Raw genomic sequence first — 19,206 nt, forward strand, 5'->3', positions numbered from 1 at the left:
CCCCCCCCCCCCCCCCCCCCGGGCCCGGCGCAACCCGCGCGATGGCGGCCTCGCGCGCTGACGACGGCGCCCGCGGGCGACGCCATCGCGAAACTCCCGGCGACCATCGCACCAAATGCGAGGAGGAGAGAGGCCTTGCGCATTCCGTCGGCTCCCGATTGCGTCCTATTGCAGGCTTACCTCCACCTTTTCGATTTTACCGTCGAAAGGGAACGGCGCGCGGTCGAAATAGTCGAAGGAAACCGGGGAGCCGAGATCCGTTCCGACGTCGAAAGTCTCGCTCGCCGAAAAGGCGGCGGGAACCGTCCTGGCTACCGCCACGCGCATGGCCTCGACGCCATCGACGGAAATCGTCACATCGGCGGGCGCCCCCGGCCTGGCGATTTTGGTGTCCGCGACGATCCGATGTTTTCCCGCCGCCAGAACCTCAGGCGAACGGCCGATGAAGCGCTCGATCATCATCATGTTATATTCGTAAACAAGCCGCCCTTTGTCTATGTAGAGCGTCAGCCCGCCGCCAATGCCGCCAAGCGCATAAAGCACGCCCGACGCGTCCTTGCCGGCGTCGACATCGACGATGACCCGATTGCTTTCGCGTCCAACGCCGGGAGCGGCGAATTCGGGAAGCCTTGTCGTCGTGGCGTCGAAGCGCCACTGGATGTACGGGGTCCTTATACGGTCCTCGGGATGCAGCCGCGTCCAGAGCGCCGCGCCGATGGGGAACACGCGATTGGCCTCCGCCTCTTTCATGAACAAGGCTTTCATGGTTTCGAGACGCTTCGGCTCCTTCGCCGCGAGATCGTCGGCTTCGGAAAAATCCTTGTCGATATTGTAAAGCTCCCAGACGTCCTTGGTGGAATCCCAGGTGGCGAGGCCGGGGCTGACGGTCAGCCATGGCGTCAGGGGACCGAAAGCCGCCGCGATCCAGCCGTCATGATAGACGGCGCGGCTGCCGTTATTGTCGAAATATTGCGTTGACTTGCGCCCCGGCGCCGCAGCGTCGGCGAAGGAATATGTCATGCTGACGCCGTCGATCGGGTCCCGTTTCTGGCCATTGACGACTTCCGGCGGCGTGATGCCCAAAATATCGTAGATGGTCGGCGCGACATCGTTGACGTGATGAAACTGCGCCCTCGGGGTCTTGTCTGGCCTGATGCCCTTCGGCCAGGAGACCACCAGCGGATTGCGGGTGCCGCCAAAATGCGAGGCGACGAGCTTGGTGTAGCGGAACGGCGTATCCCCCGCCCAGGCCCAGCCGGCATGATACATGTTATCGACCCTGGACGTGCCGAGCGCGTCGATTCCGCCGATCTTGTCAAGCGCCGCGAGTTGCTGCTCGACGGTGTTGGGGATCTGGTTCTGCGCGAGGAGTTCGCTGATCGTGCCGTTCTGGCCTTCGGCGCTCGAACCGTTGTCGCCGAAAATATAAAAGATGATGGTGTTTTCGCGCAGCCCAAGCTGTTCGATTCCATCCACGAGTTTTCCGACCTGCGCGTCGGTATGCTCGACGAAACCGGCGAAAATTTCCATCAGCCGGCGCTGGAAAGGCCTCTGCGTTTCAGGGATGCTGTCCCACGACGCCATCGAATCCGCGCGGGGCGTCAGCCTCGTGTCTTGCGGAATCCATCCGAGCTTCTTCTGGCGGTCGAAGACGCGCTCGCGATAGGCGTCCCAGCCGTCGTCGAACCTGCCCTTGTATTTATCGGCCCACTCCTTGAAAACATGGTGCGGCCCATGGGCGGCGCCCGGCGCCCAATACATCAGGAACGGTTTGTCCGGCGAGAAAGACCGGTGACGGCTGAGCCAGGTCAGCGCCTTGTCGGCCATGTCCTGGGTCAGGTGATAGTTCGGATCGTGCGGCGGTTCGACCGGATTGCGGTTCTCGAACAGGCGGGGTTCGTATTGCGAAGTTTCGCCGGCCAGGAAGCCATAGAAATAATCGAAGCCATAGCCCGTCGGCCAGCGGTCGAACGGCCCCATCGCCGTCGTCTCCGTCGCCGACGTATTGTGCCATTTGCCGAAGGCGGCGGTCTTGTAGCCGTATTCGTGCAGAACTTCGGCAATGGTCGCCGAACTTTTCGGGATGATTCCGGTATAGCCGTCGAAGTCGAGCGCCCGCTCGGCGATGGTGCCGGAGCCGACGCGCTGGTGGTTGCGCCCGGTCAAAAGGGCGGCGCGGGTCGGCGAACAGATCGAGGTGGTGTGGAAAGTGTTGTAGCTGACGCCCTCGTTGGCGAGGCGGGTCAGACTGGGCGTATGAATTTCGCCGCCGAAACTATCCGGCAGGCCGAAGCCGACGTCGTCGAGCAGGACGATCAGTATATTGGGCGCGTCGGAGCGCAGGTGGCTTGGCTCGGCGCGCCAGATATTCTTCGATTCCTGCAAGGTCGGGCGGACAATGCTCGCCGAAGGGACCGGCGGGAACGGCAGGACCGCGCCATTATCGGGCGTCTTGACCTCCGCCGCCAAAGCGGGATAAAGCAGCGCGCCGGAAATCGCCGCGAAAGCGAGAACCGTTCTGAATAAAGTTTTCATGCCTCACCTCATCCCTTGGCCGATTCATGGCGACGGATTCAGCCTCCGCATCAATTCGGGATCGCTATTTTTTCTTGCGGTAAGCCGCCGTCGTCGATGTCGAAATCCGGATCCATCACCGTCTTGCCCTGCGCGCCGACAAAGGCCGGCTGCGCCTTGATCCACAGGCTCGGCTTCTGCTCCCCGGCGTAGCGCAGCAGCCGCGCTTCGAGATCGCGCGCAATGTCGGGGTTTTCGGCCGCGACATTGGTGGTTTCGCCCGGGTCCTTCGCCAGATTGTAAAGCTCGGTCTTGCCCGGCAGCAGCGCGATCTTGATCAGTTTCCAGTCGCCCTTGCGAATGGCGCCGCGGAAGGCCTCGACATTGATCAGCACATCGTCGGTCGGCGAAGGTGCGCCCTCGGCAAGCGTTTTCCAGGTGTCGCGGCCATCGAACGGATGGTCGGGACTGCCTGTGCCGCCCGCCAGCGCCAGCAGCGTCGGCATGACATCGACCATGTGCAGCGGCTCGTTGACGATGCGCGGCTTTAGTTTGGCCGGCCAATTGACGAAAGCCGGCACCCGAACGCCGCCCTCCTTGAGGCTGCCCTTGCCGCCGCTGAACGGCGCGTTGATCGCCGGCGCTTTCTGCCCCTGCTCGATGCCGCCCTCGTCGTGCTCGCGCTCCTCGTTGCTCTTGGCGCCTTGGGCGAAGAGCCCGCTGGTGGCGCCGCCATTATCGCTGGAGAACAGGATGATGGTGTTGTCGCGCAAGCCCTTCTTATCGAGTTCGGCGACGATCCGCCCGATCTGGACGTCCAGTTCGGAGATCATGCCCATATAGGTCCGCCGCAGCTTGTCGGGCGTATCCTTGTATTTTTCGATGGCGCTTTCCGGCGCCTGATAGGGTCCATGCGGCGCCAGCGAAGCGAAATAGAGGAAGAAGGGCTGCTTGCCGTCCTGCTGGTCGATCAGCCGGACCGCATCGTCGCCGATCAGGTCGGTGTAATAGCCTTCTTCCTTGAGGAACGCGCCGTTGCGCTGCCAGTCGATCAGGCCGCCGCGTTCGCGGGTGAAATAATTCACCTCTCCGACGACATTGCCGTAGAAATAATCGAAGCCGCGATTTTGCGGCCAGAACTTCTTGTCGGCATGGCCGAGGTGCCATTTGCCGGTCATCAGCGTCTTGTAGCCCGCCTCCTTCAACGCCTGCGGCAGGGTCTTTTCGTCCAGCGCCAGACCGTAAGTATGGCTCGGGAAGATCACCAGCGTCTGCAAACCATAGCGCATCGGATAGCGCCCGGTCATCAAGGCCGCGCGCGAGGGGGTGCAGACCGGCTCGCCATAGAAGGATTCGAGACGGACGCCCTCGCTCGCAAGCTTGTCGATATTGGGCGTGGAAACCTGCCCGCCCCGGTAGCCGAGGTCGGCATTGCCGAGATCGTCGGCCATGATGAAGACGATATTGGGCTTTTTGGCTTCCTCGGCGGCCAGAGCCGGCGAAATCGCCCAACTCAGTCCGACAAGGCTGGCCATCACACAGGAAATGCGCATGGAGACGTTCCTTTTTCGCGGCAAGGGGTTGCCCGTTTTCATAAGCCCGTCGCGGGCGGCCGACGAAGCTCAATCATGCGTCTGCACCTTCATCAATTGGGATTGAATCCCTTCGATGGTTTTGCCCACATTGGCGCTGAGCCCGACCTGACGCACCGGGAATTGCTGGAACGAGGCCAGATGCTGCTGGATGACGCCGAGCAGCGGCGTCAGGCCCCAGGCCTTGTGCTCGTTCATTTGCCGGTTCAGATCGCCGGTCTGCCGCTCGAACGGATCGGTCAGCAGATTGGTGATGCGCGGGCGCCCGAGGTTCAGCAAGGGATCGTCCCAGTGGCCGCCCTCCTTCTCCGAGAAGGTGATCTTGAACTGCTGGTAGCGAACCGCCGTCAAAACAGTCTCGTCATAGTAAAAGATGAATTTGCGCGTGGATTTGTCGCTCGCGCCGTCGAACAACGCGGTCTGGTCGAAGCCGTCGAGGTGCAGCTTGTAGGTCCGATCACCAAAAGTCGCGCCGGTCTTGAGCTTTTCGACCACGTCGGGCTCGCCCGCCGCGCGCGCGAGCGTCGGGAACAGGTCGGTCATGTCGACGATTTCGCTGCTGACGCGCCCGGCGGGAGCGCCCGGCCAGCGGATGACGAACGGCACGCGCACGCCACCCTCCCATGTGGTGCCCTTGTCGCCACGAAAGGGCGAGGTCCCGCCTTCGGGCCACATATATTGATAGGCGCCGTTGTCGGTCGTGTAGATCACGATGGTGTTTTTGGCGAGCCCGCTCTCGTCGCGCTTTTTCAAGAGCGCGCCGACCTGCGCGTCATGCTCGGCCAGTCCGTCGCCATAAACGTCCTCGATGCCGGCGCGTGAGACGCCGCGATCCTTCTCGCCCACATGGATGAAGACGTGCTGGCGCGTGGTGTTGTGCCAGAGGAAGAACGGCTTGCCGTCTTTGGCGCGACGGTCGAGAAAGTTCAGCGAATGGTCGAGGATTTCGTTGTCGATGGTCTCCATGCGCTTGACGGTCAGCGGCCCCTCGTCCTTGGTGGGACCGTCCGCCGTGCCGGAGATCACCCCGCGCGGATCGAACTTTTTCCGGAATTCCGGATTGGTCGGGCGATCCGGGTCTTCGAGATCCTCATTGGCGTTGAGGTGGTAGAGCGTGCCGAAAAACTCATCAAAACCGTGATGCTGCGGCAGATGTTCTTCGAGATCGCCGAGATGGTTCTTGCCGAATTGCGCCGTGGCGTAGCCCTTGGTTTTCAGGATTTCAGCGAGGGTGATGTCGTCCTTTTGCAGGCCAGCGGGCGAGCCCGGCGTTCCAACCGTGGTCAGACCGGTGCGCACCGGCAGCTGGCCGGTGATGAAGGCGGCGCGGCCCGCGGTGCAACTCGGTTGCGCGTAGAAGGCGGAGAGGCGCAGGCCCTCCCTGCCGATGCGGTCGATATTGGGGGTCGCAACGCCCATGATGTCGCCGCCGAAGGAAGAGACGTTCATCCAGCCGATGTCGTCGCCGAAGATTACCAATATATTGGGCTTTCCGCCCGAAACAGCCGCCGCGTCCCCGGCGAAGGCGGTCGACGACGCGACGACAATGCAGGCCGCGAGGGCTAACGCCTTGATCGCTTCGCAATATTTTTCGCCTTGCATGGATTTCCTCCGGCATCGGGCGCCCATTGCGGGCTGTTTTTCGAGCGGCAGCGCTTGATCGGCTTTCGACGGCGGCGCATCGAGGCCACAACGATCCGGCATCCATGTCGTCGACGGCCCCGGACCGAACCTCTGGCTTGTATAGCTTCCCATTCGATGGAAGATTGTTCATCGACGATCAATTGGGGGAAAAAATGCTCTCGCTGGAGGCCGCGCGAAAGATCGCCGCCGAGAATGGCTGGCTCAGCCTGACGCCGCCCTCGTTCCGGATTTTGGTTCTCGACCGGTGTCGGCTCGAAGGGTTCAAGGCCGGGCAGTGCATATTCATGGCCGGCGACCCGCCCGGCGGCATGTTCGGCCTTGTGGCCGGCGGCCTCGGCATAGCGATAGCGCCGGGAGAACGCGGACCCTATTTCGCACATCTGGCAACGCCAGGGACCTGGTTCGGGGAAAATGCCGCCATTACCGGGCAGCCGCGTCGCATTGGCCTGACGGCGACGCGCGACGCGCAACTGATGCACCTGCCCCTGGCGAAGATAAACGAAATCGTCTCCAAGGATCCCGAGGCATGGAGACTGATTGCCCTCGTAACAAGCGGCCATATCGATATGGCGATCGGGGCTTGCGACGACTTGATGATTCGCGACCACGTCAAACGCTGCGTCGCCGTTCTTTTGCGCCTTGGAGGATGCCGATACAGGTCATCCACAGCTTCGTCTTGCGCCGAAATCGATTTCAGTCAGGACGAAATCGCCGTGCTCGCCAATGTCGCCCGGACCACCGCCGGCTCGGTGCTGCGAAAGCTCGAAGACTCGGGCCAGATCGAGCAGCTCTATCGCCGGATTCGCATTCTGGACGCGGAAGCTTTGCGGGCGCGGCTGCGAGACTGACGGCCGCCGTGCTGGCCTCGGGCTTGGCTTTGACCGCGCGCCGCCACATTGCTAAAGGTTGGCGGCGCGCTACCCGTCTGCAGGACGGCGGATATTCTCTCGCTGCGAGGACCGATCATGGGCTGGGGCTGGGTCGCGGACTGGTTCTGGGGTCTTCCGCTGCTGATCCTCACGGTGGTCTTTCACGTGTCGATATTCGTGCTGATGGGCCGGACGATGGTGCGCAAGGCGCGCGTCAGCAAGGCGCGTGATCTGGAGACAAGACCCCAACGCCGCCGCCGTTTCATTTTGGGCATCGCGCTGATCGCGCTGGGCGCGGCGGCGCTGCATTCCTTCGAGGCCAGCGTCTGGGCCATGCTTTATCTCTGGCTCGACGCCTTGCCCGACGCCGAGACGGCCATGCTTTATTCGCTCGGCGCCATCACCAGCTATGGGCACGCCGGAGTCTATCTGCCCGACCGCTGGCGGTTGCTCGGCGCCATCGAGGCGATGAACGGACTTATCCTGTTCGGGCTGACGACGGCCTTCCTTTTTGGCGCCATCGAAAAAGTCGAGCAGTCCCGAGGGTGACAAAGGACCGCGCGCTGGCGCCGAACGCGGTCCTGTCCAACTGGAGAACGCCATGGTTGCGCAATACAGGACCCGCCCGGCGATTGGACTGGCGCTCGCATTTTCGATTGCGGCGACGTTTTCGGGCGGCCTCCGTCCGGCTGCGGCGCAGGCGCTCAAATCCTACCGGGCGGCGCTCGGCGAAAGCTCGGTCTCCGGCATATCCTCGGGCGCGTTCATGGCGGTGCAGTTCGGCGTCGCCTGGTCTTCGATCGTCAAGGGCGTCGGCGTCGTCGCGGGCGGTCCCTATTATTGCGCGCAGGCGAAGGCCTCGGACTTTTTCAACGAATATATCTCGCCGATTCTCACCGCCACGGGGCCCTGCATGAACGGGCCGCCGCCCGATCTGGCTCCGATGCTCGAGGCGGTGACCCAGAAGGCCGCCGAGGCGGCGATCGATCCGCCTGATCTTGTCAAGCGGCAGAAAATCTATCTGTTCCATGGCTATAACGATGCGGTCGTGGCCCGATCGGTGACCGACGCCGCCGAGCGATTTTACCGGACATGGCTCGGCAATGCCGCGAGCGGCAATCTGTTCTATCAAAACGCCCTCGGCGCCGGCCATTCCTTCGTCGTCGCGAACCGGCAGGACCCGGAACTCGATTCCTGCGCGGATAACAAAAAGCCTTACATCGATCGTTGCGGCTACGACCAGGCCGGAATCATCCTCCAGCACATTTACGGCGCGTTGAATCCGCCGACGCCGGGTCCGCTCGGCGGGACGCTGAAAAGTTTCGACCAGAGTCATTACACCGGCTCCGATATTCCCGGCGCGCTGAGCCTCTCCGACAAGGGCTATGTTTTCGTGCCGAAATCCTGCGAGCAAGGCGCCGGCTGCCGCGTCCATGTCGCCTTGCATGGCTGCCTGCAGGACGCCGGGTCGATCGGCAAGCTTTTCGTCAGGCAGTCCGGCTATAACGCCTGGGCCGATTCCAATCGGATCATCGTGCTTTATCCGCAGACCGAGTCCAGCCCCTTCCTGCCGTTAAATCCCAAGGCCTGCTGGGACTGGTGGGGCTATGTGACGCACGATTCCAGTTACGTCGCCAAATCCGGCAAACAGATCGCCGCCATCAAATCCATGCTCGACGCGCTGACGGCGAATGGAGCGCCCGCGCCGGTCCAGAGCGGCGCGGCGGTCCGCCTGATCGTCAACGACATTTCCGACGCCGCCGCCGCTCTGGCCTGGACGCCGGTCGCGGGCGCCTCCCTTTACCGTTTGGAGAGGGCGGGCGCCGACGGCCAGTTCCAGACCGTCGGCGAGACGGCCGGGCCGAGTTTCGGCGATCGGGGACTGGCGCCGGCGACAGCCTACGCTTGGCGAGTCAGGGCGCTGTTCGAAGGCGTCGAACAGGCGCCGTCGAACGTCGCCAAAGCCGCGACGCGCCCGACTCCCGCGCCCTGCGCCAAGCCGGGATCGTGCCCCTGAGGCGGGAGGAAAATCGCTCGGAAGATCGCGATCCTGCGCCGCACGAGGGGGGCGAGGAATCTATTGACAAATGTCAACTAATCTTTACAATTAAGGTGTCAACTCACAATTACGATTTGGGTCGAACCATGCGTCTCTTGCTCATCCACCCCAATTACCACTCCGGCGGCGCCGAGATCGCCGGAAACTGGCCGCCGGCCTGGGCCGCCTATCTGACGGGCGCGATCCGCAAGGCGGGGTTCGACGATATCATCTTTATCGACGCGATGACCAATCATATCGACGATGACGAGTTGGCGCGACGGATCCGCGAATTGAAGCCCGATGTGGTCGGGGCGACCGCGATCACGCCCTCGATCTACAAGGCCGAGCGGGCGCTCCAGATCGCCAAGGAAGAATGTCCCGACGCGCTGACGGTGCTGGGCGGCATCCACGCCACCTTCATGTTCAAGCAGGTGCTCGCGGAAGCGCCCTGGATCGATGTGATCGCGCGAGGGGAAGGCGAGGAGATTCTCGTCGAGATCATTCGCGCCTGGGATGCGGGCGACTGGCTGAATCGCCGCAGGGAAATCAAAGGCCTGGCCTTCGTCGACCGGGAAGACGGCGGCTCGAAGATCGTCGCCACCGAGGCCGCGCCCACGATCAAGGATCTGGACGGGATCGAGGCCGACTGGGACATCCTCGAATGGTCCAAATACACTTATATTCCTCTCAACTGCCGGGTCGCCATTCCGAATATGGCGCGCGGGTGCCCCTTCACCTGCTCCTTCTGCTCGCAATGGAAGTTCTGGCGCGATTACCGGGTGCGCGATCCCAAGAAGGTCGTGGACGAGATCCAGCGTCTCTATGAAAAGCACGACGTGCGGTTTTTCATCCTCGCCGACGAGGAGCCGACGATCAACCGGAAGAAATTCGTCGCCTTCTGCGAGGAACTGATCGCGCGCGGCCTGCCCGACAAGGTGCAGTGGGGAATCAACACAAGGGTGACCGACATTCTCCGCGACGAGAAATTATTGCCGCTTTATCGCAAGGCCGGTCTTCTGCACGTTTCGCTCGGCACCGAGGCGGCGGCGCAGTTGAAGCTCGATCTCTTCAACAAGGAGACCAAGGTCGCCGACAACAAGCGGGCGATCCAGTTGCTGCGCGAAGCGGGCATTGTCGTCGAGGCGCAGTTCATCGTCGGCCTGGAGAACGAAACGGCAGAGACGCTCGAAGAAACCTATCGGATGGCGCAGGACTGGAAGCCCGATCTCGCCAATTGGGCGATGTATACCCCCTGGCCCTTCACCCAGTTGTTCAACGAGATGAGCGACCGGGTCGAGGTTTTCGACTTCGAGAAATATAATTTCGTCACGCCGATCATCAAGCCGGAGTCGATGGACCGGGGTGAATTGCTCGACAGGGTGATGAATAATTATCGGCGCTTCTATTCCCAGAAGGCGCTGTTCTCCTATCCCTGGTCCGGCACCGGCCAACGTCGGCGCTATCTGCTCGGGTGCCTGAAGGCCTTCCTCAAGGCCGGCTTCCAGCGCAAGTTCTACGATCTCGGCAAGGTGAACTATTGGGGTCCGCAATCGCGCAAGACAGTCGATTTCCAGTTCGACATGACGCGCAAGCTGGAAGCGGCCACGACATCCGACTGGCGCGCGGCCTCAGAGGCCTCGCGGAAAATGATGGCGCGCGCTCCCGAGTTCAAGAACTGCGGCGAGATCAAGGCCTGCGGCGGCGGCGATGAGCAAATGGCGGATGAGGACGCGGAGGGCATCGATCTCGACGCCAAGGCTGCGCGACTGGCCGGCATCAAAGCCTGCGGCGGCGGCGAGGAGCAAATGAGGGATGAGCAATCGCAGAGCGTCAATATCGGCGCCTGAATTCTCCCGGTCGCGCGACGCCCCCGCCAGTCCGGACCGCATCGGTCCGAACGCGGTGGTTCAGTTGATCGTCGCCTTGAAGGCGCTTGGCGAGACCGAGGCGATGTCGCGTCTCTTCAGCGAATCGGGCCGCGACGCGTGGCTCGACGCTCCCCCTCATGAGATGATCGCGGCCAGCGATGCGGCCCGCCTGCATGTCGGGTTGCGGCGCCTGCTTCCAGCGCCTCGCGCGGAAGCCGCGCTTTCGGAGGCGGGCCGCTTGACCGCCGATTACCTGCTCGCCAACCGCATACCTCCGGCCGCGCAGACTGTTCTAAAGCTTTTGCCGGCGCGCCTCTCTGCCTGGGTCCTGATGCGGGCGATTTCCGCCCACGCCTGGACCTTTGCTGGGTCGGGCGTATTCAGCTTCTCGGCCAGCCCGTTCTCGACCGGTTCCGGCGCGCAAGCCAGCATCCGCGACAATCCGCTCTGCTCGGGCCTGCGCGCCGAGGCCCCGGCCTGCGTCTGGCACGCCGCCGTCTTCGAAAGGCTGTTTCGCGCCCTGGTGTCGCCGTCCTCGCGCGTCGAGGAAATCGACTGCTGCGCGCGCGGCGACGCCTGCTGCCGCTTTCGACTGGATTGGGCGGGCGCGAAAGGCGTCGCGCCGACGCCTCGAACCTGGGGTTGACCGATGATCGATGAGCGCGAAACCGTCATACTGGTCGATGCCGAGGACCGCGAGATCGGGGCGCTCGGCAAGCTCGAAGCGCATCTTTTGGGGCTGCGCCATCGCGCCATTTCGATTTGCGTCACGAACCCCCGGGGCGATATGCTGTTGCAGCGCCGCGCCATCGGAAAATACCATTCGGGCGGCCTGTGGACCAACGCCTGCTGCACGCATCCCCGGCTCGGGGAAGCGGCGGCGGAAGCGGCGGTCCGGCGCCTCAGGGAAGAACTCGGAGTGGAGTGTTCCCTCAACTTCCTTCGCCTCACGCAATATCGCGCCAATGTCGGCGCAAATCTTGTGGAGAACGAAATCGTCCATATGTTCCATGGCGAATACGAGGGCGACCCGCGTCCCGACGCCAAGGAGGTTATGGATTATGGATGGTTTTCGCGTCGCGATCTGGTGTCCGACGTGCTGCGCCGTCCCGATTCCTACACTTATTGGTTCCGTCATTACCTTCATCATCACGAAGACGAGATATTCCAGGGCGCGGCATAGGCTTGGCGGAAGGCGGCAGGTTCGTGGATAGGCGGCAGTTGAAGTCAGCCGCAAGATATGGTTACGGAGGTGCGTCGGCGAGCGATTCGCAGGCGTTTTGGCCAAGAGCGAGCGACGTCCATGAATGGCGAGACCGAAGAAAGACCCGACATAACGTTGACGCTCGATCGTGAGGGCGTGATCACCGGCGTTGCGCCGTCGGATTGTTTCAAGGACGACGCCCTCGACTCCTGGCGCGGCCGCACCTGGAGCGAAACCATACCCCCGGACGCCGTCGCACGCGTCGCCAAAGCCATGAAAGCCTCGCTCGAGAGCGGTGAATCCTTTTGTTTCCGCGTCTGTCAGCAGTTTCCCAGCGGACGCGAATTAAGCATCGAATATACGACGGTTAGCCTCGGCGAAAGAGCGGGCGTCGTCGCCATCGGACGAAGCCTCGAAGGGCTTTCGGAACTGCAAACCCGCCTTGTCGCGACGCAAAAGGAGCGCGAACAGGATTTCTGGAAACTCCGCGATATCGAATCGCGCTATCGCGCCTTGCTTGACGCCTCCAATGAAGCGGTCGCGCTGGTTCGCGCTTCGACGATGCGGGTCATCGAAGCCAATGTCATGGCCGCGCGGACGCTTGGCCTGGTGCCGGGCGCGGAATTCGTCCCGGATCTCCCCGCGCGCGATCGCAAACAGCTTGAAGCGGCGCTGGAACTGGTGCGGGCGCAGGGGCGCGCGCCGAGCATCGTCCTGAATTTGAACGACGCCTCGCGCTGGACTCTCACGGCCTCGTTCGTCACGCGCGAACCGGACGCCATTTATTTGCTGCGCATGTCGGTCCTCGATGGAGAAGCCGAGTCGCAGGACGACGTCTGCGATGTCGAACAAATCCTGTTCCGGTTGCCCGACGCCCTGGTGATCGTCGACCGGGAGGGCGCCATTCTCAAGGCCAATCCCGCCTTCCTCGATCTCGCGCAACTCGGCGTCGAAAGCGTCGCCGTCGGGCAGAGTCTCGGCCGCTGGCTCTGTTATCCCGGCGAGGATGTTTCCGCCATCCTGGGCCATGTCCAGTCGCGCGGCGATCTGAGGATGCTGCGCTGCCGGCTCGAGGGCGAACTGGGGTCGGTAAGCGAGGTGGAGGTCTCCGCCGTCGGCGACCGGTCACGGCGCTTGCGCCATGTCGGATTGCTGATCCGCGACCTGGGATCGCGGAGCGCCCGGCCCGCGCAACACGCCGCGCTGGAACCCGGCGACCTCGCCGGCGGCGACGCTCCGCCGCACGAAACCCTCGACGCCGTCGTGCGGGCGTCGGTGGAAACGATCGAACGTCGCTACATTCAACAAGCCCTGGCCAAATACGATGGTAACCGAACCCTCGCGGCCAGATACCTGGGCTTGAGCCGCCAGACTCTTCACGTTAAACTCAATCGGTACAAGCTCGATCATATCTGAGCGACGGACGTGATCGTCTGGCTGGGGGGAGTTTCGTGTCGAGTCTAAATCCGGCGACGCCCGCGTTCGGGGAAGCGACTCTTTCCAACTGCGAGCGCGAACAAATCCATCTGGCGGGGTGCATCCAGCCGCATGGCGCCCTGTTGGCGATCCGCGAGACCGATCAAATCATCCTGCAATCGAGCGCCAACTTCAGCGCCTTTGTTCGGTTTGACAGAGATCCCATCGGCCTGAGCCTGCGCGATCTGGGCGGCGACCTCTGGTTGCGCGCGCGCGAAATGCCCGACGACCCGAACCTGATACCCTATCTGTCGCCCTGTCGTCTCGCCGATCTCGCGCGTCCGTTGAACGCCCTGCTGCATCGGGCGGAAGGCGGCGAGGTGGTGATCGAAATCGAAGACGCCGGCCCGACGATCGATTTCTCCCCCGACATCGAAAGCGCGCTGCAATCCATCACCAACGCCAGTTCCATCGCTTCGCTCTGCGACGTGAGCGCGCGCATCTTCAAGGATATCGCCGGGTACGACCGGGTCATGATCTACCGTTTCGACGAGGACGGCCATGGCGAGGTGTTTGCGGAGACCCGCCGGCCCGAACTGGAGGCCTTTCTCGGCAATCGTTATCCGGCCTCCGACATTCCCCAGATCGCGCGGCGGCTCTACGTCAAGAATCGCGTTCGCCTGCTCGGCGACGTCAACCACGCGCCGTCGCCGGTCACGCCCCGGCTCTCGCCCCTGACCGGGGACGAACTCGACATGTCCTTGTGCTATTTGCGCAGCGCGTCGCCCATTCATATTCAATACCTCAAGAATATGGGCGTTTCGGCGACGCTCGTGGTGTCGCTGATGGTCGGGGAGAAATTATGGGGCCTGGTCTCGTGCCATCATTATTCGCCCCGTTTTCTGTTTTTCGAGTTGCGCTCGGTCTGCGAACTGATCAGCGAGGCGATTGGCACGCGTATCGCCGCTCTGGAGAGTTTCGCGCATGGACAATGCCAATTCGCGGCCCGGCGGCTTGAGCAGCGCATGCTCGAAAATATTTCGCGCGATGGAGACTGGCGCGGGGCTTTATTCGACTCGGCGCGGTCGCTGCTGTTGCCGCTTGGCGCCGGCGGCGCCGCCCTCCTCTACGAAGGTCAAATTCAAACCACGGGAGAGGCGCCGGGCGCCAACCGGATCCGCTCGGTCGCGGCCTGGCTGGCGAACCGGATGGCCGATGGATTTTATGCGACCAACGCGCTGGCGTCCGAGGCGCCGGAATTCGCCGACATCGTCGGCGTATCGGCCGGCATCGCCGCGGCGCGGGTCTCCGGCGACGGCGAGGAACTGCTCGTCTGGTTTCGCCCGGAGCGCGTCCGCACCATCACCTGGGGCGGCAAGCCTTTCAAATCGCCGTCCGACGACGACGACCCCAGCGAACTTTCACCGCGCCGATCCTTCGCGCAATGGCACCAGGTCGTCGAGGGCACGTCCGATCCATGGACGCCGACGGATATTGCGACCGCAAAATTGATCGGCGCCGCCGTGATGGACGTGGTCCTGCAATTCCGGGCGATCCAGCTCGTGATCGCCAAGGATCAGCTCAATCAGGTTTCGAGGCGCGTCAGGGCGGCCAAGCAACTCGTGATCGTCGCCGACTCGCGCGGACAGATTCTCGAAACCAGCGGCGCCCTGGTGACGCTGCTGGGAGATCGGCGCCAGACGATCCGCCATCTCGACGAACTGGCGGATTTTTTCGCCGGTTCCGAGGATTTCGCCGCCCGCCTGAGGGCGCTGCGCTACGATTGCCGAAGCTTGAGGGGGGAGGTCTCGGTCAAGACCGGCGACTCGGCGGGCCTGGCCTTGCGGTTGCGGGCCGACCCGGTGGCCGCGCCAAGCGAATGCGCGCTCGGCTTTGTGCTGCTTTTTTCGGACCTGACGGAGCAGCGCGAGGTCGAGGCCGCGCGCCAGAGTTTTCAGGAGGGGGTCATCGCCAGCCGGCGCCGGCTTTCCTCGCCCTTGCAGACCCGTCAAGATCTCAGGATTCGCAACCTGCTACAGCAGATCGTCGACAACGCCAGGCTCGCGGCGCTCGAGGTTACCGACGCCGCCGATCCCGCCAAGGTGCGCGGGTTGCTGGAGGGCATTAACGAATCCGTGAAGCGCAGCGCCGAGGTTCTGGAGCGCTTTGTGACCCGGCCCCCCACGCGAGCGCCCTCGCAAACCCGCCGGCGCCTCGGACGGGGCGCCGCCGCCAGTGGCGATGGACGGCTGCACGAAAAATTGCGCGCGGCGACGCGCGCGGCCCATGAGCGCATGCATCGGCACGACGGCTTTCTCGCGGCGGTCGAGGGACGTCTCGACGCCCCGGCCTATGTCGATCTGCTCGCCAGACTTTACGGGTTCTATCGGCCGTTCGAAAGCCATTTTGCCACCGCGCCCGCCGCCATGGCCGAAGCGATCGACCTCGCGAAGCGCACGCGAACGCCCAGGCTTCGCGACGACCTCCTCGCCCTGGGCTTCGCAGGACGGTTCGAAAGGCTGCCGGTCTGCGACGGTCTGCCCGCGCCGGACGCCGAACCGGCCTGGCTCGGCGCGCTCTATGTCACGGAGGGCTCGGCATTGGGGGGGGCCAAAATCGCCCGCGCCCTCGTCAAATCGGGCTTCCATCGCGACCAGGTCCGCTTTTTCGCCGGGCATGGGAAGGCGAACGCGTCGATGTGGGCATCCTTCCTCGCACGGCTCGATTCCCTTGCCGCCGATCCGCGATCCGAGGATGCGGCGGAGGCTTCCGCCATCGCCATGTTCACCGCGTTCGAATGCTGGATGAAGGACTGGCGGGGCTCGGCTTCCGCCTGAAGATCGCCAGTTGAAGACGGCCTGCCGCGCGCAAATGTGCGACCGAGCGCTTTTATACCATCGGTCCTTTTCAAGGGCAGATGGGATTAGCCGGCGGTGAGTTGGTCGAAATAGAAACGATTGGCGAGCAACAAGGCTCCCGGACCATCCTCGGCCATGGCGTCGCCGCCAATGCGAGCGGCCAGATCCGGTCTGCCGCGCAGCGCCTGGCCGCCGACCATGACCGAGATCGACGGATTGGCGGAACGCTTGCGCACCATCTCGATCATGCGCGCGGCGTCTTCAAGATGCGCCTCCTCGCTGACGGTGACGCCAAGCACGCAGAACGATCGCAATTGGGCGGCGCGGGCATTATCCGATGCGGACCGTCCAAGAGAGACCACCGTGTCCCATCCCGATGAGACGAGGAACGCCGAAACGACATCCACGCCGAAAAAATGACGTTCTTTCGGCGCCGAGATCAACAGCGCGCTGCGCCTCGGCGCATCCGGGCCGCTCCCGCAGCGCACGCAGGTCCCGAGCAGCGCGCGGAGTCGGGTGACGCCCAGGGTCACGTCGACGAAATCGATTTGATCCTCGAACCAGAAGTCGCCGAGCCGCCTCGCCGTCGGGGCGAGAAGCTTTTCCAACAGCAAGGCCATGCCCATGCCGTCGTCGCGTTTGCGAAAAAAGAAATTGGCGGCTTGCGCTCCGTTGGGCAAGATCACCAGCCGGGCGAAGTTTTCGATGACATCCGCATCGGGTTCACAGGAGAAAGCCGGAACCCGCCAATGGCTGTGAAGGCTCGAAAGCCTCGGCCCGACATGTTCGTCGACAACCCGTTCGAGGAGCCCATTGTCGCCGTCGCCGACAAGCGGACTCTGGCCTGGCAATCTTAGATGTGGGCCATTCTGCGCCAGGAAACTTGTCTGGCGGTCAGAGCACTCCGAGGCAATGCCAACCAACCCCATAAATCCCTCCCGGTCAAAAAGCACCGATGGGCAAATCCTGTGATCCAGTCTTTGAGGCGACCAGCATTGTTATAGAAGCATAAAAACTCGACGGGAGTAAAGCTAAAATGACAGGTTTTCACATTGTCGCGAAGGATTGTCAGGCGTAGCGCGCTCCCGGAGCGTCAGCGCAGTCCTAGAGCACGGAAAATAAACACTTTTTTCCCAGCTGCGACAGATTGTCACTATACTTTCGACTTAACGTCCAAATGTGCGGACTCACCTTGCAAGCAACGCGAAGACTCCACGTCGCGCGCGGGCGATGCGTCCTCCCAACGGGCGGCGAGATCGAAAATATGCGCGGCGAGCGCCAAGGTCAACGGGGCGAACGTCGCCAGAGCGCCGGCGTCGGTGAGCAGGGCTCGGGCGACCAGCAGCAGGCAGGCGCCTGCCATCAGATTCGCGATCAGCGCGCGAGGCGCCGGGCCTTTCCCGGTCCGCGCCCGCCAGGCCAGAAGCGCAACTCCCTCGACCCCGATCATCGCCAGCGCGAAATCGATATAGAACGGATCGATGGCGCTCACGGCGACTACTCCTGCGTCTTTTTCCCTGACCTGGCGAAAGGCGCGTTCAACTGAACGACGCGGAAATTCAGCCAGCCGGCGAATGTCACCCAGGTGAGATAGGGGAGGAGCAGATACGCGGCGCGCGGCGAGAAACGCGCGCAATGCAGGATCAGGGCGAGGATCGACGCCCAGAACGGAATGAGTTCGATGAAAGCCCAGTCCGGCCGCCTCCAGCGGAAAAACAGCGGGCTCCAGGCGATGTTGAGCAAGATGTTGGCCGCAAACAGCGCCAGCAGGATCGTTCTCGCCCCGGCGTCGGGGGCCTCGTTCCAGGCGATGACCCCTGCCGTCGCGGTCAGGGAGAAGATCAAGGTCCAGGCCGGTCCAAACAGCCAGTTGGGCGGTCTGATCGCCGGAAAACGCAACTTCTCGTACCAGGGCCCGACGTCGGTTGTCAGTCCGCCGATGACGGCGACGAAAACCGCGCTTCCGGCCGCGACCGAAATGGGTCCCCAATTGGCCCAGAAGGTTTGCATCATCGCGGCGCGAGCCGCAAGAGATGCGCAAGGTCCTTGAAGAAAATGCGCGCCTGAGCCCGATAATCGCGGCGCGGCAGCTCCTTGTTCATATAGGATTCCCAGGTCAGGCGTTGAACATCGGGGTCGCGGCAGATCTTGACGAAGCTTTCCCGGCGCTTGTCGCTGGAGTACCAGAAATATTGCATGATCCCAAGAATCCAGAACACCCGCCCATGCGCCTTCATGAAGCGCTTGCGCGCCAGCGACAGCGCGCGCGCGTCGCCGGTGCGCAGACATTCGTCCACGGCCTCGGCCGCGAGCCGTCCGCCGAGCATGGCGTAGTAGATGCCCTCCCCCGAGGAAGGCGCGACGATCCCCGCCGCGTCCCCCGCGAGCAGAACATCGCGTCCATTGTCCCAGCGTTTGAGCGGCTTGAGCGGAATGGGGGCGCCCTCCTTGCGCACCGTGCGTTGGGCGCCGAGGTCCGTTTCGCCGCGCAGCGCCGCGACCGCGCCGCGCAGCGAAAATCCCTTGCGCGCCGATCCGACGCCGACGCTCATGGTGTCGCCATGCGGGAATATCCAGGCGTAGAAGTCCGGGGACAGCGTTCCGCGATAGTAGATTTCGCAGCGGTTTGGGCTTTCCCGGGGCGTCTCGACGATTTCGTGAAAGGCGAACACCATGGGCGTCCGATCGGCGCCGGGAATCTCCTGCCGGCCGACCGGAGTCAGGGCGCCATCGGCGCCGATCACCAATTTCGTTCTCAGCGTCTCCTCGTGGGTCTCGCCTTTGGGGCGAAAATGCACCACGACGACGCCGCCGGTTTCGCGCGTCAGGCGCAGATAGGTTCCGCGAAACCGCACCGCGCCAAAACTTTCCGCCCGGTCGCGCAAAAATTCGTCGAATTCGGCGCGGTCCACCATGCCGACATAGCCGCCGCCCGTGATGGGCATTTCGACGCGCACCCCTGTCGGGGACACCATGGTCGCCGAGGTCACGCGGGCTTTCAGCAGATCCTGCGGAATGTCGAAGTCGCGGATGAGACGCGGCGGGATCGCGCCGCCGCAGGGTTTGATTCGCCCCGCCATGTCGAGCAGCGCGACGCGTCGCCCTGCCTGCGCCAGGTCTTGCGCGGCGGTGGCGCCCGCTGGTCCGCCTCCGACCACAACCGCGTCGAAACGATCTTGATCTGGCACGGAGTCCTCCTT

At 63.3% G+C, this 19,206-nt stretch carries 15 protein-coding genes; 8 read left to right on the plus strand and 7 right to left on the minus strand.

Annotated elements, in window-relative coordinates; translation table 11 throughout:
* Positions 1-165 precede the first annotated feature (165 nt).
* The 3 genes from QZY01_RS03245 to QZY01_RS03255 all read right to left on the minus strand — a co-directional run bounded on the left by QZY01_RS03245 (position 166) and on the right by QZY01_RS03255 (position 5,708).
* Entirely contained in the window at positions 166-2,535 is a 2,370-nt protein-coding gene (locus QZY01_RS03245) for an arylsulfatase (RefSeq protein ID WP_294533260.1), read from the minus strand.
* 50 nt (positions 2,536-2,585) lie between these two features.
* Entirely contained in the window at positions 2,586-4,067 is a 1,482-nt protein-coding gene (locus tag QZY01_RS03250) for an arylsulfatase (protein WP_294533263.1), read from the minus strand.
* Positions 4,068-4,136: 69 nt separating this feature from the next.
* On the minus strand, positions 4,137-5,708 hold the full coding sequence (locus tag QZY01_RS03255) for an arylsulfatase (protein ID WP_294533266.1): 1,572 nt from the start codon (positions 5,706-5,708) through the stop codon (positions 4,137-4,139).
* 164 nt (positions 5,709-5,872) lie between these two features.
* Here QZY01_RS03255 and QZY01_RS03260 point away from each other — a divergent pair, with 164 nt between their 5' ends.
* The 8 genes from QZY01_RS03260 to QZY01_RS03295 all read left to right on the plus strand — a co-directional run bounded on the left by QZY01_RS03260 (position 5,873) and on the right by QZY01_RS03295 (position 15,985).
* Positions 5,873-6,598 carry a Crp/Fnr family transcriptional regulator gene (locus QZY01_RS03260; protein ID WP_294533269.1) on the plus strand — a complete coding sequence of 242 codons (726 nt, stop codon included), beginning with the start codon at positions 5,873-5,875 and terminating at the stop codon, positions 6,596-6,598.
* A 117-nt stretch (positions 6,599-6,715) separates the two neighbouring features.
* Positions 6,716-7,168 carry a hypothetical protein gene (locus QZY01_RS03265; protein WP_294533271.1) on the plus strand — a complete coding sequence of 151 codons (453 nt, stop codon included), beginning with the start codon at positions 6,716-6,718 and terminating at the stop codon, positions 7,166-7,168.
* 52 nt (positions 7,169-7,220) lie between these two features.
* Entirely contained in the window at positions 7,221-8,636 is a 1,416-nt protein-coding gene (locus QZY01_RS03270; RefSeq protein WP_294533274.1) for a poly(3-hydroxybutyrate) depolymerase, read from the plus strand.
* A gap of 128 nt (positions 8,637-8,764) precedes the next feature.
* Positions 8,765-10,507, plus strand: coding sequence for a magnesium-protoporphyrin IX monomethyl ester anaerobic oxidative cyclase (gene bchE / locus QZY01_RS03275; protein WP_294533276.1), 1,743 nt, complete (start codon positions 8,765-8,767; stop codon positions 10,505-10,507).
* Positions 10,473-11,174 carry a bacteriochlorophyll 4-vinyl reductase gene (gene bchJ, locus QZY01_RS03280; protein WP_294533279.1) on the plus strand — a complete coding sequence of 234 codons (702 nt, stop codon included), beginning with the start codon at positions 10,473-10,475 and terminating at the stop codon, positions 11,172-11,174. Before bchE ends, bchJ begins: the two co-directional genes overlap by 35 nt.
* 3 nt (positions 11,175-11,177) lie before the next feature.
* Complete coding sequence (idi, locus tag QZY01_RS03285) at positions 11,178-11,711, plus strand: isopentenyl-diphosphate Delta-isomerase (protein WP_294533282.1); 534 nt, start codon at positions 11,178-11,180, stop codon at positions 11,709-11,711.
* A gap of 120 nt (positions 11,712-11,831) precedes the next feature.
* A complete protein-coding gene (gene ppsR / locus QZY01_RS03290; protein WP_294533286.1) occupies positions 11,832-13,148 on the plus strand; it encodes a transcriptional regulator PpsR in 1,317 nt (438 codons plus the stop codon).
* 35 nt (positions 13,149-13,183) lie between these two features.
* Positions 13,184-15,985 carry a biliverdin-producing heme oxygenase gene (locus QZY01_RS03295; RefSeq protein WP_294533289.1) on the plus strand — a complete coding sequence of 934 codons (2,802 nt, stop codon included), beginning with the start codon at positions 13,184-13,186 and terminating at the stop codon, positions 15,983-15,985.
* Between the two features lie 86 nt (positions 15,986-16,071).
* Here QZY01_RS03295 and QZY01_RS03300 read toward each other — a convergent pair whose 3' ends face one another.
* The 4 genes from QZY01_RS03300 to QZY01_RS03315 form a co-directional block, all read right to left on the minus strand.
* A complete protein-coding gene (locus QZY01_RS03300; protein ID WP_294533292.1) occupies positions 16,072-16,857 on the minus strand; it encodes a cobalamin-dependent protein in 786 nt (261 codons plus the stop codon).
* A gap of 302 nt (positions 16,858-17,159) precedes the next feature.
* On the minus strand, positions 17,160-17,498 hold the full coding sequence (locus QZY01_RS03305; protein WP_294533295.1) for a hypothetical protein: 339 nt from the start codon (positions 17,496-17,498) through the stop codon (positions 17,160-17,162).
* Between the two features lie 5 nt (positions 17,499-17,503).
* Positions 17,504-18,019, minus strand: coding sequence for a TspO/MBR family protein (locus QZY01_RS03310; protein WP_342394870.1), 516 nt, complete (start codon positions 18,017-18,019; stop codon positions 17,504-17,506).
* On the minus strand, positions 18,016-19,194 hold the full coding sequence (locus QZY01_RS03315; RefSeq protein ID WP_294533298.1) for a geranylgeranyl diphosphate reductase: 1,179 nt from the start codon (positions 19,192-19,194) through the stop codon (positions 18,016-18,018). The genes QZY01_RS03310 and QZY01_RS03315 overlap by 4 nt, the downstream gene beginning before the upstream one ends.
* Positions 19,195-19,206: the final 12 nt, after the last annotated feature.

Source organism: uncultured Rhodoblastus sp. (genome assembly GCF_903903185.1).
GTDB lineage: Bacteria > Pseudomonadota > Alphaproteobacteria > Rhizobiales > Beijerinckiaceae > Rhodoblastus.

What these genes read in the sequence shown, in the direction of transcription:
- QZY01_RS03245 (WP_294533260.1), bottom strand. Translation starts at nt 2,535, where the DNA reads ATGAAAACTTTATTCAGAACGGTTCTCGCTTTCGCGGCGATTTCCGGC.
- QZY01_RS03250 (WP_294533263.1), bottom strand. Translation starts at nt 4,067, where the DNA reads ATGCGCATTTCCTGTGTGATGGCCAGCCTTGTCGGACTGAGTTGGGCG.
- QZY01_RS03255 (WP_294533266.1), bottom strand. Translation starts at nt 5,708, where the DNA reads ATGCAAGGCGAAAAATATTGCGAAGCGATCAAGGCGTTAGCCCTCGCG.
- QZY01_RS03265 (WP_294533271.1), top strand. Translation starts at nt 6,716, where the DNA reads ATGGGCTGGGGCTGGGTCGCGGACTGGTTCTGGGGTCTTCCGCTGCTG.
- QZY01_RS03270 (WP_294533274.1), top strand. Translation starts at nt 7,221, where the DNA reads ATGGTTGCGCAATACAGGACCCGCCCGGCGATTGGACTGGCGCTCGCA.
- bchE (WP_294533276.1), top strand. Translation starts at nt 8,765, where the DNA reads ATGCGTCTCTTGCTCATCCACCCCAATTACCACTCCGGCGGCGCCGAG.
- bchJ (WP_294533279.1), top strand. Translation starts at nt 10,473, where the DNA reads ATGAGCAATCGCAGAGCGTCAATATCGGCGCCTGAATTCTCCCGGTCG.
- idi (WP_294533282.1), top strand. Translation starts at nt 11,178, where the DNA reads ATGATCGATGAGCGCGAAACCGTCATACTGGTCGATGCCGAGGACCGC.
- ppsR (WP_294533286.1), top strand. Translation starts at nt 11,832, where the DNA reads ATGAATGGCGAGACCGAAGAAAGACCCGACATAACGTTGACGCTCGAT.
- QZY01_RS03310 (WP_342394870.1), bottom strand. Translation starts at nt 18,019, where the DNA reads ATGATGCAAACCTTCTGGGCCAATTGGGGACCCATTTCGGTCGCGGCC.